Annotated in this window: 17 protein-coding genes; 7 read left to right on the forward strand and 10 right to left on the reverse strand. The window is 32.7% G+C overall.

Going from position 1 to position 18,303, the window contains the following annotated elements; translation table 11 throughout:
* The first annotated feature begins 88 nt into the window (after positions 1–88).
* From prfB to ACXAG4_RS12815, 4 genes are all read left to right on the forward strand, one after another.
* Positions 89–1,199 (forward strand): peptide chain release factor 2 gene (gene prfB, locus ACXAG4_RS12800; RefSeq protein WP_475296478.1). Its coding sequence is split into 2 segments (ribosomal slippage): positions 89–151 and positions 153–1,199, totalling 1,110 coding nucleotides; the frame shifts between segments, so codons are not numbered across the junction.
* Position 1,200: 1 nt separating this feature from the next.
* The gene (locus tag ACXAG4_RS12805) at positions 1,201–1,818 is read left to right on the forward strand and encodes an HAD family hydrolase (protein ID WP_475296479.1); all 618 of its coding nucleotides are present in this window, start codon (positions 1,201–1,203) and stop codon (positions 1,816–1,818) included.
* Between the two features lie 10 nt (positions 1,819–1,828).
* Positions 1,829–2,170: an arsenate reductase (glutaredoxin) gene (gene arsC / locus ACXAG4_RS12810; RefSeq protein ID WP_475296480.1), complete on the forward strand. Its 342-nt coding sequence runs from the start codon at positions 1,829–1,831 to the stop codon at positions 2,168–2,170.
* A gap of 86 nt (positions 2,171–2,256) precedes the next feature.
* Complete coding sequence (locus ACXAG4_RS12815) at positions 2,257–4,704, forward strand: TonB-dependent receptor (protein ID WP_475296481.1); 2,448 nt, start codon at positions 2,257–2,259, stop codon at positions 4,702–4,704.
* Between the two features lie 66 nt (positions 4,705–4,770).
* Here the strand turns inward: ACXAG4_RS12815 and ACXAG4_RS12820 are convergent, their stop codons facing one another.
* Entirely contained in the window at positions 4,771–4,947 is a 177-nt protein-coding gene (locus ACXAG4_RS12820) for a hypothetical protein (protein WP_475296482.1), read from the reverse strand.
* A gap of 94 nt (positions 4,948–5,041) precedes the next feature.
* Positions 5,042–5,683, reverse strand: a complete 642-nt coding sequence (locus tag ACXAG4_RS12825) for a peroxiredoxin (RefSeq protein ID WP_475296483.1) — start codon at positions 5,681–5,683, stop codon at positions 5,042–5,044.
* Positions 5,684–5,847: 164 nt separating this feature from the next.
* On the opposite strand from ACXAG4_RS12825, the gene fumC reads away from it, so the two are divergent.
* A complete protein-coding gene (gene fumC, locus ACXAG4_RS12830; protein WP_475296484.1) occupies positions 5,848–7,245 on the forward strand; it encodes a class II fumarate hydratase in 1,398 nt (465 codons plus the stop codon).
* A gap of 153 nt (positions 7,246–7,398) precedes the next feature.
* Here fumC and ACXAG4_RS12835 read toward each other — a convergent pair whose 3' ends face one another.
* Complete coding sequence (locus ACXAG4_RS12835; RefSeq protein ID WP_475296485.1) at positions 7,399–7,974, reverse strand: Crp/Fnr family transcriptional regulator; 576 nt, start codon at positions 7,972–7,974, stop codon at positions 7,399–7,401.
* Between the two features lie 156 nt (positions 7,975–8,130).
* Positions 8,131–9,012 (reverse strand): chromosome partitioning protein ParA, encoded by an 882-nt coding sequence (locus tag ACXAG4_RS12840; RefSeq protein WP_475296486.1) that lies wholly within the window; start codon positions 9,010–9,012, stop codon positions 8,131–8,133.
* A 101-nt stretch (positions 9,013–9,113) separates the two neighbouring features.
* Here ACXAG4_RS12840 and ACXAG4_RS12845 point away from each other — a divergent pair, with 101 nt between their 5' ends.
* Entirely contained in the window at positions 9,114–10,121 is a 1,008-nt protein-coding gene (locus ACXAG4_RS12845; protein ID WP_475296487.1) for a formimidoylglutamase, read from the forward strand.
* Positions 10,111–10,578, forward strand: a complete 468-nt coding sequence (locus ACXAG4_RS12850; RefSeq protein WP_475296488.1) for a GNAT family N-acetyltransferase — start codon at positions 10,111–10,113, stop codon at positions 10,576–10,578. Before ACXAG4_RS12845 ends, ACXAG4_RS12850 begins: the two co-directional genes overlap by 11 nt.
* Positions 10,579–10,637: 59 nt before the next feature.
* Here the strand turns inward: ACXAG4_RS12850 and ACXAG4_RS12855 are convergent, their stop codons facing one another.
* From ACXAG4_RS12855 to ACXAG4_RS12880, 6 genes are all read right to left on the reverse strand, one after another.
* Positions 10,638–11,933 carry an Ig-like domain-containing protein gene (locus ACXAG4_RS12855; protein ID WP_475296489.1) on the reverse strand — a complete coding sequence of 432 codons (1,296 nt, stop codon included), beginning with the start codon at positions 11,931–11,933 and terminating at the stop codon, positions 10,638–10,640.
* Between the two features lie 118 nt (positions 11,934–12,051).
* On the reverse strand, positions 12,052–13,740 hold the full coding sequence (locus ACXAG4_RS12860; RefSeq protein ID WP_475296490.1) for a hypothetical protein: 1,689 nt from the start codon (positions 13,738–13,740) through the stop codon (positions 12,052–12,054).
* 33 nt (positions 13,741–13,773) lie between these two features.
* Positions 13,774–14,322 (reverse strand): hypothetical protein, encoded by a 549-nt coding sequence (locus ACXAG4_RS12865; protein ID WP_475296491.1) that lies wholly within the window; start codon positions 14,320–14,322, stop codon positions 13,774–13,776.
* 71 nt (positions 14,323–14,393) lie between these two features.
* Positions 14,394–15,629: a DUF6638 family protein gene (locus ACXAG4_RS12870; RefSeq protein ID WP_475296492.1), complete on the reverse strand. Its 1,236-nt coding sequence runs from the start codon at positions 15,627–15,629 to the stop codon at positions 14,394–14,396.
* A gap of 133 nt (positions 15,630–15,762) precedes the next feature.
* The gene (locus ACXAG4_RS12875) at positions 15,763–16,347 is read right to left on the reverse strand and encodes an NUDIX domain-containing protein (protein WP_475296493.1); all 585 of its coding nucleotides are present in this window, start codon (positions 16,345–16,347) and stop codon (positions 15,763–15,765) included.
* Positions 16,340–18,301 carry an AAA family ATPase gene (locus ACXAG4_RS12880; RefSeq protein ID WP_475296494.1) on the reverse strand — a complete coding sequence of 654 codons (1,962 nt, stop codon included), beginning with the start codon at positions 18,299–18,301 and terminating at the stop codon, positions 16,340–16,342. Before ACXAG4_RS12880 ends, ACXAG4_RS12875 begins: the two co-directional genes overlap by 8 nt.
* Between the last annotated feature and the right edge of the window lie 2 nt (positions 18,302–18,303).

Here is an 18,303-nt window from a genome sequence, read left to right on the forward strand (position 1 = left end):
TGAGAAATTAAAAAGATAAAACTAAAAAAATATCTAAAGTTTTTTCCTGTTAAGTATTAATTATATTTTTACCCAAAATATTAAAACTATGATTACTTCAGATCAAATTAAAGATCTTAACACCCGCCTTGACAAACTAAGGCACTATCTTTGACATAGATAGGAAACTAATTGAAATACAAAACGAAGAAGAAAAAACCTTCGACCCTAATTTTTGGGATGACCCAAAAGCTGCAGAAATTGTAATGAAATCGCTCAGAGTAAAAAAGAAATGGGTAGAAGATTACAATACCATAAAAACGCAAATAGAAGATTTAGAAGTTCTGTATGAATTTTACAAAGAAGGCGAAACACCACTAGACGACGTTGAACAAAACTTCAACAAAGTATCTGCCTATTTAGAAGATACAGAGTTTAGAAATATGCTTTCAGACGAAGGCGATAGCCTAAGTGCCGTTTTACAAATTACCGCCGGTGCTGGTGGTACAGAAAGTTGTGATTGGGCCAGTATGCTTATGCGCATGTACTTAATGTATGCTGAAAAAGAAGGTTTTAAAGTTAAAGAACTTAACTACCAAGAGGGTGATGTGGCTGGCATTAAAACGGTTACTTTAGAAATTAATGGCGATTTTGCTTTTGGCTGGCTTAAAGGCGAAAACGGTGTACATAGATTGGTAAGAATTTCACCTTTTGATAGCAACGCTAAACGCCATACAAGTTTTGCTTCGGTTTACGTATACCCATTGGTTGATGATACTATTGAAATAGATATTAATCCGGCCGATATTGAAATTACAACCGCACGTTCTAGTGGCGCGGGCGGGCAAAATGTTAATAAGGTTGAAACAAAAGTGCAGCTATTACACAAACCAACTGGTATTCAAATTCAATGTTCAGAAACCCGTTCGCAACACGATAATAGAGAACGCGCTATGCAAATGCTACGCTCACAACTTTATGAAATTGAACTAGAAAAACAACGTGCACAGCGTGATGATATTGAAGCCAGTAAAATGAAAATTGAATGGGGAAGCCAAATTAGAAACTACGTTATGCATCCTTATAAATTGGTTAAAGATGTAAGAACCGCCCATGAAACAGGCAATGTAGATGCTGTAATGAATGGCGATATCAATGCCTTTTTAAAAGCCTATTTAATGATGATGGGCCAGCAAGAAGAAAACACAAACGAGCTTTAACATGCAACCAATAGATACTTTTATTTTCGATTTAGGCGGTGTTCTTATAGATTGGAACCCTGAGTACGTTTACCTAAATGAATTCAATGGCAACCGTGATAAAATGCAATGGTTTTTTGACAATATTTGCACCATGGATTGGAATGAAAACCAAGATGCCGGCTACCCTATTGCGAAAGCTACAGAAGAAAGGGTAGCTATGTTTCCAGAATATGAAAATTTAATAAGCATCTATTACGGCCGTTGGGAAGAGATGTTAGGAGGTGCCATTTCTGGAACGGTTGATATTCTAAAAAAAATAATTGAAAGCAAGCAATACAAAGTAGTGGCGTTAACAAATTGGAGTAACGAAACCTTTCCTATTGCATTAAAAAGATTTGAATTTTTACAATGGTTTGAAGGTATTGTTGTTTCGGGTGATGAAAAAACAAGAAAACCTTTTGAAGATATTTACATTACCACGCTAAATCGTTATAATATAACAGCCGAAAAAGCCATTTTTATTGATGATAACGCCCGAAATATTAAAGCTGCCAATACATTAGGTATTAACGGCATTCAATTTAAAAATCCTGAACAGCTTATTTCAGCATTAAAAACATTCAACATAAACATTTAAACGCTAAAAAATGATTACAATATATCACAATAACCGTTGTAGCAAATCAAGACAAGGCTTAGGTATTTTAGAGGCTTCTGGTAAAGATTTTGAAGTTGTAAAATATTTAGAAAACACGCCTACTGAAGCCGAATTAAAAGCTATTATTAAGCTGTTAGACATTGCCCCTATTAATCTTGTTAGAAAAAACGAAACTATTTGGAAAACAGATTTTAAAGGGAAAGACTTATCGGATGACGACATTATTTTAGCTATGGTAAACAACCCAAAACTTATTGAAAGACCCATAGTTATAAACAATAAAAAAGCTGTTATTGGCAGGCCGCCAGAGAAAATTAAAGACATAATTTAACATTTCAACCTTTAATTTAGCACAACTTTAACTAAAAGCGGTTTTACCTAATTATATTTTTGGAGTCTTAAGTCTAAACTATAATTATGTACAAAATTTTTACGCTCTTTTTTTTATTCGCCTGTATTACCCTTTCAACTGCACAACCCAAACCACAAGAAACTTCAGCTACATTAGCTCTAAAAGATGTTACTGTTACAGGTAAAGTTTTAGACAAAGAAACCAATGACCCGCTAGAATATGCTACTGTTTCATTTTTTAGTAAAAAAGCTAATAAGGTTGTAACTGGTGGTATTACAGATATTAACGGTAGTTTTAGTATTCCTGTACCACAAGGCACTTATGATATTACTATTGAATATATTTCATACAAAACACAAAAGCTGTACAATAAAAATATATTCAAAGCGCAAAACTTAGGTACTATTTATTTAGATATTGATATTGCTTCTTTAGGTGAAGTTGAAATTATAGCAGAAAAAACAACCGTTGAAATAAAGTTAGATAAAAAAATATACAACGTTGGTAAAGATTTAACCGTTAGCGGTGGCAGCGTTAGTGATGTTTTAGATAATGTGCCCTCTGTATCTGTTGATGCCGAAGGTGGTATAGCACTTCGTGGCAATGATAACGTGCGCATACTTATAAATGGGAAACCTTCGGGATTAGTAGGTTTAAACTCATCAGACGCTTTACAACAATTACCTGCCGATGCCATTGAAAAAGTTGAAGTTATCACATCGCCTTCAGCAAGATATGAAGCCGAAGGTACTGCCGGTATTTTAAATATTATTTTACGCCGCAGTAAACTACAAGGACTAAACGGTTCTGTTACAGTAAATGGTGGCCACCCAAAAGCCGCTGGAATTTCGGGTAATATAAATTACAGAACAGGCGATTTAAACTTTTTTAATACCACATCCTACAGATACAATGAAAGACCCGGCCGCTGGTATAACGATGTTGAGTATTTTGATATTAACACACCCGATTTAAATGAAAGACGCGATTTTACCAGAATAAATAATGGCATAACAACAAATGCCGGGGTTGAGTGGTATGTAAACGAAACTGCTTCTATTACCACATCTTTAGTTTACAGAAATAACAACAATGAAAACAACTCTGTAAACCGTATGATTCAGTTTGATAAAATAAATAATACCACAACCACTGATATTAGGTTAGATCCGGAAGATGGTGATAGAAAAACCATTCAATATGCTTTAAATTTTAGCAAAGATTTTGAGAAAACCGATCATAAATTTACGTTAGATTTTCAGTATGAAGATAATGATGATAACGAGTTTTCATTAATAAACTTTAACGGTACAGATACTGATATTTTAGAGAATATTGAAAAGGAATCTAAAATTCTTTTACGGTCTGATTACGTATTACCAATTGGAGACATGAGCCAAATTGAAGTGGGTGTTCGTGGTGATTTCAATAATACTTCAACCGATTATAATGTTGAATTATTAAACCCTAACACCAATGAATTTGAAGTAAATACAGATTTATCAAACATATTCAACTTCAAACAATATTTAATGGCAGCATATGCACAATATGGTAGCAAAATAAACAAAGTTTCCTATTTATTAGGCTTAAGGTTAGAAAACACACGCACTACCCTAGACCAACCCACCACGGGCGATTTTAAACGAAAAAATCTAACAGGCTTATTTCCAACGTTAAATATAAATTTAGAATTAAGTGATGACGAAAGTATTACCTTAGGTTATAACCGCCGATTAAGAAGACCACGTGGTTTTATGTTAAACCCGTTCCCCTCACGCTCAAGTATTACAAATGTATTTCAAGGGAACCCAGATTTAGATCCAACTTACACCAGCAAATATGAAATTGGTTATTTAAATAGGTTTGGTAACATTACACTAAGTTCGGCAGTATATTATGCACACGCTACCGATGTAATGGCTTTTGTTAGTAGAGAAACTGGTGAAACAGCCATGGTTGGCAATGAAGCATTTCCTGTTATACAAAGAAGCCCTGTAAATGTGGCTACAGACGATAGTTATGGTGTTGAATTGAATATTAATTACAGTCCGTCTAGAAAATGGCGCATTAATACCGATGTAAACTTTTTTAAATTTGAAAGAGAAGGTAGTTTTGAAGGCATAGATTTAGGTGCCGATAATTTTACATGGCGTGGAAGAATTTCAAATAAAGTAACGCTTCCTTTTGATATAGATTGGCAAACCATGGCAAATTACCGTGGGCCAACCTCTGATAACCAAAACGACAGAGATGGTGTGTTTTCAGTAAACCAAGCGCTTAGTAAAGATTTATTTAATGATAAAGCATCTATAGCTTTTAATGTAAGAGACGTTTTTAACAGTGGTTACTCTAGAAACAATATTACTGCCGATACTTTTACAGCATACCAAGAAATACAATTTAGAGGTGGTACCATTTACAACGTATCATTTACTTACAGATTTAACCAGCAGAAAAAACGCGAGCGTAATGGTGATTATGAGGGCGGTGGCGATGGCATGGAAATGTAATGCCACAATTAAGCACAAAAAAAGGAAGCTGTTTAGCTTCCTTTTTTATTTTATATTTTTTAGAAATTATGCTTGAGCACGTTTAGCTTTCTTTTCCTCTCTAATTTCTTTTAATCTTTCAATTGAAGATCCAAAAATCCAGTAAGGAATTACAAACGTTAATAAAAATATCATTAACCAAAAACCTATTGTTAAAATGGTTAAAAAAGCTAAAAATCCTAAATATTGGTCAAATTCAAACATAATTGTAAGTTCTCTTTTAATAAACTAGCGCAAAGATAATGCAAAGCTAATTCTTATACAATATAGTTTTTAAATTTATTAACAGAGTTTTCAACTAGTTTAAATTAGGTTGTGGCGTCATGCGTAAATAAGGTTTTACTTCATTGACACCTTTTGTGAAAATAGTTTTAGCATCTTCAGTTGAAATTGCAGGACTAACAACCACATCATCACCATGATTCCAGTTGGCTGGTGTTGCTACTTTATGGTATGCTGTAAGCTGTAAAGAATCTATAACACGTAGCAATTCATCAAAATTTCTACCAGTTGAAGCCGGATACGTTATAATTAATTTCACTTTTTTATCATCACCAATAATAAAAACAGAACGCACTGTTAAATTACTATCGGCATTTGGGTGAATCATATCATAAAGTTCAGATACTTTTTTGTCTTCATCTGCAATTATAGGAAAATTAACCGTGGTGTTTTGGGTTTCATTAATATCATTTACCCAACCTTTGTGAGACTCTAAACCATCAACACTTAAAGCTACTACTTTAGTGTTTCGCTTATCAAATTCATCTTTATATTTTGCTACAGTACCAAGTTCAGTAGTACAAACAGGTGTATAATCTGATGGGTGTGAAAATAACACCCCCCAACTATCACCTAACCATTCATGAAAATTTATATCACCTTCAGTAGACTGTGCTGTAAAGTTTGGAGCTTCATCTCCTAATCTTATTGTTGCCATAATATGTAAATTTTATAATGTTTTTTATTTCCTACTAAATTAGTAGATTTTAAAATGTTTAAAAAAAAATTACTGTTATATATCTGTTAAAAAAAATAACAAATATCATAGATAAAAAATTAGTAAACTGTAAATTTGTGTAATACAATTAAAACGTATTAAACATGAGTTTCAGAATAGAAAAAGACACCATGGGCGAGGTAAAAGTACCTGCCGATAAACTTTGGGGTGCACAAACAGAACGATCTAGAAATAACTTTAAAATTGGTCCGGCTGCATCAATGCCACTAGAAGTTGTTTACGGATTTGCATATTTGAAAAAAGCCGCAGCTTACACCAACTGTGAATTAGGCGTTTTGGCTATTGAAAAGCGCGATTTAATTGCCCAAGTTTGTGATGAAATTTTAGAAGGAAAACATGATAATCAATTTCCATTAGTTGTTTGGCAAACGGGTTCTGGTACACAAAGCAATATGAATGTAAACGAAGTTATTGCTAACAGAGCGCACCAATTGGCTGGAAAAACTATTGGCGAAGGCGATAAAACCATTCAGCCAAATGATGATGTAAACAAATCGCAATCATCAAACGACACTTTCCCTACTGGTATGCACATTGCAGCCTATAAAAAAATAGTTGAAGTTACTATTCCTGGTGTTAAACAACTTAGAAACACGTTAGACAAAAAATCTAAAGCATTTAAAGATGTTGTAAAAATAGGTAGAACACACCTTATGGATGCTACACCATTAACATTAGGGCAAGAATTATCTGGTTACGTAGCACAGTTAGATCACGGTATTAAGGCTTTAGAAAACACGCTACCACATTTAAGTGAGCTTGCATTAGGAGGTACAGCTGTTGGTACGGGGCTTAATACACCTAAAGGTTATGATAAACGTGTAGCTGAATACATTGCTAAATTTACCAATTTACCTTTTGTTACTGCACCAAATAAGTTTGAAGCTTTGGCTGCTCATGATGCCTTGGTTGAAACACACGGCGCTTTAAAGCAATTAGCTGTTTCTTTAAACAAAATTGCTAATGATATTAGAATGATGGCTTCTGGCCCAAGAAGTGGTATAGGTGAAATTATTATTCCTGCAAATGAGCCTGGTAGTTCAATAATGCCAGGAAAAGTAAACCCAACACAGTGTGAGGCTATGACCATGGTTTGCGCACAAGTTTTTGGTAATGATGTTACGGTAACTGTAGGCGGTACACAAGGCCATTATGAATTAAACGTATTTAAACCTGTAATGGCAGCAAACGTTTTACAGTCGGCTCAATTAATTGGTGATGCTTGTGTTAGTTTTGATGTTAATTGTGCTGTTGGTATTGAACCAAACCACGCTGTAATTGAAAAATTACTTAACAATTCATTAATGCTTGTAACTGCTTTAAATACTAAAATAGGTTATTATAAAGCTGCTGAAATAGCTAACACTGCTCATAAAAATGGTACAACTTTAAAAGAAGAAGCCATTAATTTAGGTTATGTTACTGCTGAAGAATATGATGAATGGGTTAACCCTAAAGATATGGTTGGTAGCTTAAAATAAATACCAACATAATAAATAACAAAAAACCAGGTAAAACAATATTACCTGGTTTTTTTTGGTTAGTTAGCTATCAATCCTTACATAAATTACAATGTTTACAAGGAATATGTTCTCAAATATATTATTATTGATGTTTTTAATTGTTAACAAATGTTAACGTACATCAATTTTTTTTCTAATACGGCTTAATTGTACGGGTGTTATTCCTAAATAAGATGCAATATGATATTGCGGAATAGTATTTTCTAAATCTGGTATTTCTTTACGCAAAGCCAAGTATCTTTCGGTAGCATCTAGTGTTATTAAGTTTAACAAACGTTTTTCATAATTTATATATACGTACTCTAAAATAGTGGCGTTTAAATTACTTAAGGCTAAATTGGTTTTACATATGTCTTTAATTTTATGATAATCTACTTCATAAATTTTACAATCTGTAAGTGTTTCAAATACAAAAGCAGATGGTTTATTGGTTACCAACGCTGTTAAAGATGCCACAAAATGGTTTGGCAAGTAGAATGATTTGTTAAATTCTTTTCCTTTTTCGGTGGTTACATAACACCTTACAACACCATCAACTAAAAAATAAAGTTTTGTGGGTACCTCGCCTAGTTTTATAAGTTGGGTGCCAGATTTTAATCGTTTAAAATCTGTAATGTTGGCTATTTCTAAAAATGTTTCTTCAGATATATTACCGAGTTTGTTTAAAAAATGAAAATTGCGATGCATTAAAATTTTATTAGGGTAAATTGGTTAAACTAAGTTAAACCCTTTATTAATTTAACGCAATTATTTCCTTACTATTTGCCAATAAACTTGTTTAATTGTAAAATTAAAAAGCCCCTAGCAGAAAACTAGGGGCTTTACTTTAAGTGTTATATTAATTTACTTTAGCGTAAATTCTGTAGTTGAAACTAAATCTTTTTCATTGTATACGTTAACAATATAACGTCCTTTTTCAAAATCTTCATCTGCTTTAACCACAAACTCACATATATTTAAGTTTGCGTTTTCATAATTAAACTTGCTAATAGTACTGTAGTTTAAAGATTGACCATCAAACTGTACTTGTTTGTTTAAACCTAAAATATTGCTTCCCGGATCTATTACTTGTATGTAAAGCTCTTGGTCTCCGGCCTGAACTAAATTATTTTTAGCTACGGTAAAACATACTCTAATTTTATCGGTTCTACCGGCTCTTTCTGTAGGTATTAATTTTCCTGAAGTTCTTTCAATAACACCAAAGCCTTTTAAACCAACTGTACCTAATATTGCAGCATTTTCAACAACTTCGGCTAATGCGGTATTTTGCACTAATAACGAGTCTGTAAACATTGTACGCTCTTCTAACCTTACACGTGTACTATCTAAAGATGATGCTAAATAGCTATTTTCAACACGTAAAGAATCGTTTTGCGCTAATAATACATCCATTTCTTTTTGTAACGATAAGTATTTCTTTTTATAACGCCATAAACTTCTTACGTTAGTTTCAGAAATTTTTAAAGAGTCTATTAATCCTTGTATGCGTTCTCTGGCATCAATTAAATTTTTATTTGTTGTTTTATTTTCACCTATAGCCTCGTCATATTGTTTTGCCATAGCATCTAAATCATTCATTACTAGCTGTTTTTCTGCCATTAAATCATTTTTAGTTTGCTTGCTTTCATTCATTAAATTCATGGTATAAAAACCAAGTCCTAAAAATAAAGCAAAAGCAATACCTAACGCCACCTTAAGCCCTGTGTTACTTTTATTTCCTTCCATAGTTATGTGTTTTTTAATGTAAAATTTAAGTTTATTTTATTGTCTTCAATGTAATGCTTTTAAATAATTATTTAATGTATTTTTATAAAAATTTACACCAAATGGATAAACTTGTTTTATTAGATAGCGTTACTAAAAACAAACTTATAAATAAGCGTTTAGGCGAATCTAAATTTGGACAACATATTAAATTACTTTCAAGCATTTCTAATATATACGAACAACTGTTAAATTTAGATGTTTCGTATGTTATTTTTGGAGTTTGTGAATCTGTTGGCGTTTATGCTAACTACGGAAACACAGGAACTCACAAAGCTTGGGAAGCTACTTTAAAGGCTTTACTTAACATACAAAGTAACAGTTTTACAAAGCCAGAACGCGTTTTAATTTTGGGGCATTTAAACTTTATTGAAGACTTACCTCTAGAAAACAAAACACAAGCTAATATTAAAAAAGCCCGAAATATAGTGAGTGTTATAGATAAAGCCGTTACACATGTAGTACACACTATTATTAAAGCGGGTAAAAAGCCCATTATTATTGGTGGCGGCCATAACAATGCTTATGGTAATATTAAAGGCTCTGCTTTGGCTTTGAACGCCCCTATAAACGCCATAAATTTTGATGCACACTCAAATTTTAGATTTGATAAAGGAAGGCATAGTGGCAACGGATTTAGTTACGCATACGCGGAAGGCTTTTTAAAAAAATACTTTGTTTTTGGTTTGCATGAAAACTATACACCAGAGGCTGTTTTAACGTCTTTAAATATGGTGAAAGCAGTTAAATATAACACTTTTGAAAGTATAGAAGTAAACAACACACATAAGTTTAAACCCGAAATGGAACGCGCTTTAAACCACATAAGCAAGTATAATTTTGGTATTGAAATTGATTGTAATGCTATTGAAAATATAACTAGTAGCGCCATGACACCAAGCGGATTTAGCCCTAATAAAACTAGAAAATTTGTAAGCTATTTTGCTAAACACCAAAATGCTACTTATTTACATATTTGCGAGGCTTTGCCAAAAAAGAAAAACCAACAGCAAATTGGTAAACTAATAGCCTATTTAATTACAGATTTTATAAAAGCCAATGGACATTAAATTTGACACCTTTAAACCAGATTACACCTCTCCATTTTATGATTTAAATATTGAATGGCTAAAAACATTTTTTGTTGTTGAACCCTATGACGAAACTGTTTTAAGTAACCCTGAAACATACATTATAAATAAAGGCGGACATATTTTTTTTGCTAAACTAAACAATACCATTGTTGGTACTGTGGCTTTAATGCCCATTAATGACGGCGGAGTTTTTGAACTCACAAAAATGGCCGTATCTACTAAACATAGAGGTTTAAAAATTGGCCAGAAACTATTAGAGCATTGTATTTATTATGCAAAGCATACTATGAAATTACCAAAACTTATACTCTACTCTAACACAAAACTTGAAAACGCCATTTATATTTACAGAAAATTTGGCTTTGTTGAAATTCCTGTTGAACCTAACTCGCCTTACAAACGTAGCGATATTAAAATGGAACTGGTTTTTTAAAACAAAAAAACCGAAGCTTTAACTTCGGTTTTTCAAACAAACTAAATTTAAAAGACAATCTATTGGTCTTCTAATTTCCAAGTTCTTACCCAATCAACACGCATGGTGTTAATTGTATCATCGGCCAAATCTGTTTTAGGCGGTAAACCACCTAACCAACCAGCCTCATTGGTCCATAAATCAAAAATAATTTCTAAATCGCGTGTAAATATTCTATCGTACGTATTTCCATCGTTATGCTCGCCAACAACAACACTTCCGGCAGGTTCACCATCTAAATAAAATTGAATATGTTTAGCATCTTTCCACCAAACGCCGTAAGTATGGTAAGCTTCGTTCCAGCCTTTACTTTTTAACGGATTTGCATCTGATAAATCTGCTCTAAGGTAAGTGCCTTTATTTCTAATGGTTTGTGGTGTTTCATTTTCATCGGCCTGAAAATATTGCGAATTCATTCTTTCTGGGAAAATTTCGGCATCGCAATTTGTACATGATGGTTTTGAATTGTTTTCAATAATATCAATTTCATCTCTATTATTAATATCACCATTATTTAACCAATATGTATTATATGCAGAAATATGAGCTGTTTTTATACTAGCTTCAGTATACATAGGGTATTTTGTTTCAGCTTTTGAATGTATTCTGGCTGTTTGAAACCATCTATTGTCTGGGTTGTTTTCATTTAAGGTAGCTTTTATCCATAATTTGCCATCTGTTACTCCAGAGTTTGTTGCTGAATTTGACATAAATACAGGTTCGCCGTAGTGCCATGTAGATTTAAACCATTTTGTACTATCCCAAGTATCAAACTCATCAGACATGGCTTCATGTTTTACCCATTTTTTCCCTGCAGGTGTGGTATCATCAATAGAAACAAATGATGGAAAATTAGGGTCTATGTTATTAAAATCTTCGGCTGTTGGGCCATCAGGCACATCATTAACAGTTATAGTTACAGTAGCATCATCTGAATCGCCATCAGCATCCGTTAGTGTATAAACAAAGCTATCTTGACCATTAAAACTTGTATTAGGAATATACTCAAAAACACCATCTGAAACTTCAGAAACGCTACCGTTTGTGGCATTGGTTTTTAGGCTATAGTTATCAGTATCACCACCATCATTACCAATATCATCATTTTGTGATACATCAATTTGGTTGGCAGTACCTGAAATGCTGTCTTCATCAACTATTAAAGTGTCATTTTTAGCTAAAGGAACATCATTAGGTGTTTCTTTATCTTCTTCTTCATTTGAACTGCTACTAGAGCAGCTATTGCAACTTACTGCAATACCCAAAAAAACAGCAATAAGTAGTAAATATGCTTGTGAATTTAACCTTATTTTCATCGTTAATAATATATGATTTATTCAAAATTAAACGACTGAAAAAGTTAACACTAAAACGTATGGTTATTGCAGTAAAACAAATGTTTTTTAAAAACTTGACAAAAACTATACATTTAATCTAATTAACTGATTTTAATGAATCTAATTGCTTTTGAAGGTTTTCTATTTGAATTTCCTTTTCGGTTTTTATTGATACTGAAGTAGAGTCATTAGTTTGAGTTTGAACATCAATATCTTTAGTTTCTTCAGCAAAGTAGTAGCCAATACCTTCGCTTGCTCTCCAAGCTTCACCCAATTGATCATACACGGTTTTATCCCATTGACTTGGGTGTTTAACATCTATCCAAATAACATCACGATATTCGCTATCAATTAATGCTAAATCTGGTGTTGCAGAACCATCAAATTTTTCAGCCTCATTATCTCTAATGGCAGAAATTGTTCCTAAGAAAAACATACGCTTTCTTCCTGCTATATTCTTAATATAAGGTCTAAATTCAACAGGTTTATTAACAGACCAATCAAATTCTTTTCTAGATTCAATAACCTTTAAAGGCATTGCAGATACGCCCGCATAGCCTTGTTTTTTAGCGGCATGGTTGTAGTAATAAAACTTGTTTGTACCATCGGCAGGTATAAACACACTAAAGGTTAAACTGGTACGCTCATCGCCTACTGGCTCTAAACCAAACCAATGATATAAACCACTGTAAGCATTGGTGTTAGTATCAGAAAAATCAAAATCTGTTACAAAAGGTTGTTGGTTTTGGTCATTAGGCAACATAGGAATTTTTACAGCGGTTTCCATATTCCATGGTAACGGATCACTAAAGCCACCCAAAAACTTTAAAGATTCAGCCTGTAAACGAGATACTTTTTCGGCTAAAGTATTTTGGCGTGTTAAATATGGGTAGTTACGCATGTTTTCAGGGCTAACATAGGTGCCTTTACCAATGGCAATACGCTCTATATAATCTTTAAAATCATGTTCGCCATTATCAATTACCATAACACCACCAAAGGTTGGGTATGGAAATAAAAAGCCTTTCCATTTTATTAAACTTACCACCTGTACCCATTGGCCATTATCATTTTTCATGTAATAAGTATCACTTGGTTCCATGGTAAACAACTGAAAAAAGTTAAAGCGCTGTACTACGGCATTATAAGTGTTTCGGCTAAATTTTAATGATTCACCAATAGAAAACGTAACCGGAATACGGTTTTCATTTGAAAATCTAGGAAACGGTGTGGTGCTAGATACGGCAAAAACTTCTTCAGTATTATCTGTCATACCCTGCCAAACGTACTTTTCGGTTGGCTGTATAGCCATAGTCCATTTATTTTGGTCGCCAATTCTAACTAAATGTGGTAATGACACGTCTTTGGTTTCACCTACACTTTCATTGGCCATAGAAAAAATGTTGCGTAATGGCTGAATACGCTCGTTTTGTGTTAATGGTAATTCATTAATTTCAATTTTATTTAAATTGTTAAATACGTTGTAAGTTTTCATGTAATTGTACATATTATAATGCCAACCTACAACATATAAAATACCAAAAAACACTACTAAAAGGGCTAAAATGCCTAACCTACCACCTGTACTGGCGGTATTTCTAAATTTTCTTAATCCGAAAAACAACACCAAAACACTTAGAAGAATTACAAAAATAAATTTTCTAATAAATAATAGTGCTGGTTGGTAATCATCTCTTAAAACAAATAGAAGTATGAGTAAAATTAAACCAAAAATTATGGTGTTACGCTTTTGTTTTGCTCCTTTATTCCAATAAGATTTTATCATTTTATTATGGCTTTATCACTATTTTTTTATTAACTATTTAAGGTATCCTTTATCTTTTAAACGTTCTCTGGCACTTTTTGTATCTGCTTTGTTTATATTGTTTTCAGACACATTTTCTTTTACTGATGTCACGTTTTCTTCATCATCTTTAGTGGTTATATCTTCTATAAAATCTTTCCCTTTTTCAACGGCATCATGCACTAAATCTTCAACAACATCGGTTTTTTCCTCAATAACTTTGCCCGATTTTAAAACGAAATTAGCCACATACGTTCCTAATAAAACACCAACAATAACCGATGAAAACGCTGAAATACCATTATAATTAGTGAAAATTTTAAAAGGCGTTAAAAATTGAACTATAATACCTATAATTAAAAAAATGCCTACAACATACACCAATCTTGGTAAAAAAGCTTGCTTAAAAACAAAGCCTTTTTTATCGGTTGATTTCATTTGTAGTGATTTACTATTAAATATTTTATTAAAAAACCTGTAAAGTGCATTGTTTTGCGATTCGCGCCAATACACAAGAATTCCTAATAAAATAGCGCCTATAAAAATTACTAATTCTAGTCCCATGTTTTTTTAGTTAAAAAATTATAAGTGAAAAGTTTTAAAGTTAACACTCTTAACTTATTAATATGTATTTATTAAATATTGTTACTAATAGTTTTAATTACCCATTCTTGCAATGATTCATTCCAGGTTTTAAAATGTTTATAAAAATCTGGCTTGTCATACCAATACCAATACAAAACATCTTTAGGTGTAATATTTACTAATAATTTCCAAATTAAATCTTGGTGTTTTGCTTCTAATGATGAATGCGGTTTATGCAGTGCATTAAACATGGCTGAGTCTACAATATCGGCAATTTTATACTGGTTACTGGTTTCTAATTTTTCTAAATAACGCTCTACACTCATTACTTTTTTTCTGTCTTCAATAGCTAATTTATTTAAGTAGCTTTTAAAAAGTATGGGGTTACTTAAAATATCGCTAATAGGGTGCTCTGGGGTTTTTAAATGTTGTGCTAATTCAAACTTTTTTATACGTTGGTATTGTTTGGTTTCAACAGATTTTTCAAGATCATACTCTATAATCATATGGTCTCGTAGCTTATCCATTAATTCTTTTTGTTGAATATGGAAAATTAACACCTCATAATTGGTGTCTTTTATGGCTTCTTTATGCCATTTTTCATCTTCAAAAATAACTATGGGCGAAATAAAATCTCTTAAAACATACACGCCACCAAAGGCTCTTGTATAGAAAGAGCTTACTGAAAAATTAAGCGCAGGTAAATCTAAATTTCTATTGCGTAAATCGCCATAGGTTGTAACAGATTTTAAAATGTCATTATGAATATCTTCATTTATAAAATTATGGTGGTGCTTAAATTTGTCAATCAACGCAAGTTGTTCTTTTTGTTGATGATACAAATTATTCATTAAATGAAAATTTATATGAATAGTATTGTATTTTAACACATCTAAAGGTTCATAGAATGCATCAATTTTTTGATCAAAATCAATACAAATGGCCGAGTCTCTGGTAATGTCTTTTATTTGATTTTCATACACTTTAAAAATATGTTTCATCATATCTCTATCAAAAGTATGAAACGGTAAATACACTGGTTTTCCCTTTTGCAACGGTGAAATTATAATTCCGTGCGGATTTGCTTCACCATTATTTAAGTAGTTTATATTGTTTTTTTCTTCGGTAATTTCTGGGCTCCAGCCTATACCGTCAATTAAAAAACTGGTGAGTTTTGTTGGTTTAAAACCAAGTTTAACTAAGCATTTGTTGTAACGCTCAACCAGTTTGCCGCTAACGGGTATTAATTCACTTCGGTATAAATTGGCTTCTATTAATTTTTTCATAGTTTCTTCTTGCTAAAGCAGGAATCTCTTTATTTATAACGTTTTGTGTATTCTTTACCTATTTTTATTGGTATTAATAAAAATTAAAAACGCTACTTAATTATTAGATTTCCGTTTTCATGAGAATACAAAATTATTCTAACAACTTATGAATAATAGCGTATTGTAATAAAACAATGGTTCTTGTATCAACAATTTCACCATTGTGTAATTTATCTACGGCTTCATTAAATGGCATTTCTAGCACTTCAATATCTTCAGTTTCAGTATCTACACCACCACCTTCATTCACTTTCATATCATCGGTATATTCACCTATAAAAAAATGCATTTTTTCGGTCATTACACCTGGGGATGAATAGGCTTCATACACTTTTTCAACGCTTTTTAATTGGTAACCAGTTTCCTCTTCGGTTTCTCTAATAATGCATGCTTCAGGATTATCTTTATCTAGCATACCTGCGGCAATTTCAACCAAAAATCCATCTTCATTATCATTTAAAAAAGTTGGCATTCTAAACTGTTTTGTTAAAATAACAGTACGCTTTTTTTTGTTATACAGCAAAATGCCGGCACCATCGCCTCTATCATACACTTCACGCATGGTGTTAACCCAACGTCCGTCTTTCATTAAATAATCAAAGGTTACTCTATTTAAAATATAGTAATTATCTGAAAGTAGTGTTTTTTTTATGTTTCTTATGTGTTCTTTAGACATTGTCAAAGGTTTTACGGGCTTCCATTTCAATGTTTAATTGATTAACTCTAGCGTCTACTTTTCGTTTAAAATCTGTATCGGCAATAGTGGCCACATTATCTAAATAACGAACTACTTCTTGACGACGAATGTCAGAAAAGTTTAAACCTTTCATATTACTTCGCATTAATTCTTGTAGCATGTTAAACTTGGTGTTATAATCTTGTTTGAAGTAAATTTCGGGGTTTGCAAACCAGTCTTCTTCTAAATCAAAATCGGTTAAACGCAATGAAATAGCGCTTTGAATATTTCTAACATCACGTGATGAGAAAAACGGAAATTCATCTTGCATGGATTTATACAAGTTTGCAAAAAATAAATGCTGATTTGTTTTAAACTGTTTTTCTACGGCATCATAAATTGCGTGCACGCGGGCTTCGGTAGGTTTTTCTACACTGCTTAAAATTTCGCCCATATTTTTTGCCAATCCTTGGTTTTGTAAATAGCTATAGTTTTCTGGCCCTTGCATATTTACAAAATTGGGCATGGTATCATCAAATTTACGCCACCACAGGTGATCTTGATCTAAAAAATCATGCTCAGTGCGTGCGCCATCAATTTTAAAACGTCCTTGTACACGCGAAATTACGGCTTTATCTAACATTTCTGGTAAATTGGTAAATAACCCAATTGAGCTGTTACCATAATTTACAGCATAAGCGCCCTCGGTATAACGTAAAAATACACCAATAACTTCTTTTACACCTGCCGAAACACCTTGAGCTGTTCGCTCTTGCAAGTTATTTTCGGCATCATCAATGGGTGCAAATATTAATTTTGAAGGGTCTTGCATGGGTTTCATCCATTCTACCATTTTTTCGGCAGAACCACCTTGAAATGTACTAATTAAAGTATCGGGCATTGGGTGAAATAGAAACGGAATCTCTAAAGCATCACAATGCTCTTTTAGCCTAGTAGCAATGGCTGCAATAAGCATACTTTTACCGGTTCCGGGAATACCATAGCCCATAAAAACCGGCATAAAACCACCTAATTCTTGAAATGGGTTTTTCTTTGCTTCAAAATCATAGCTTAACATACGTTCGGTTAAACGACGCGCAAAATGCTTTGCATCGCGGTTACCAACAATTTGTTCAAACTTAATTTTATTAAATTCTACGCTTTTTGCTGTACCAGAAAACATGTTGCTCCATCCTGAAACCGCAAACTCGCTGCTTTCTAGTTTGTATGTTCTGTCTTCAATAGTCTCAGTATATTCTAAAGTGCTTTTTCTAAGTTGAATTTCATCAATAAGTGCTTCAAAATATACTACGGTAAAATCTATAACATCTTTATCTGTTTTTATAATATCTGGATGCCCTAAATACTTATCAAAATAAAACAAGGCGCATGAAATGCCTTTTATGGGCGATAAGAATGACACCTCTGGAATGCCTGCAAACTTTTGTTTCATTACACTTAAATCATCTGAAGCATGAGGTTTTAAATCGTGTAAAATTTTGTAGGCTGTTGAAAATAACATAAATGCCGTAGCGGTGTGCATTTTGCTTTCAAACTCACGTTTCCCTGTAGTATCTAAAGCCGATTTGTTTTGATTTAAAGTTGATAAACCTGAAGCATCATAATAACTATCTTTAATCCAAACGCCTAAGGTTATGCCTTCTTGCACTGCAAAAAGTGTTTGATTTAAATGTACAGGTATGGCAACAGAATCTGGTAATAAACGCTTTTTTAATGCTAAAATAGTTTTTGATACTGATGTAATTTCAGTTGAATTTGTGCCGTTATTAGCACGCGATAGATACAATAATATAGATTCATCTTTGGCATTTTTATCTCTACTTTTTGCTTTAGCGCTTTGCTCCCATTGTATGCTTTTTATGTATGAAGTAGCTTCATCACGAAGCATATCTAATTCGGTTTGTTTTATAGGAAATGTTGAGTTGTGTTCCATGT

The organism is Seonamhaeicola sp. ABD4_175 (genome assembly GCF_056160885.1).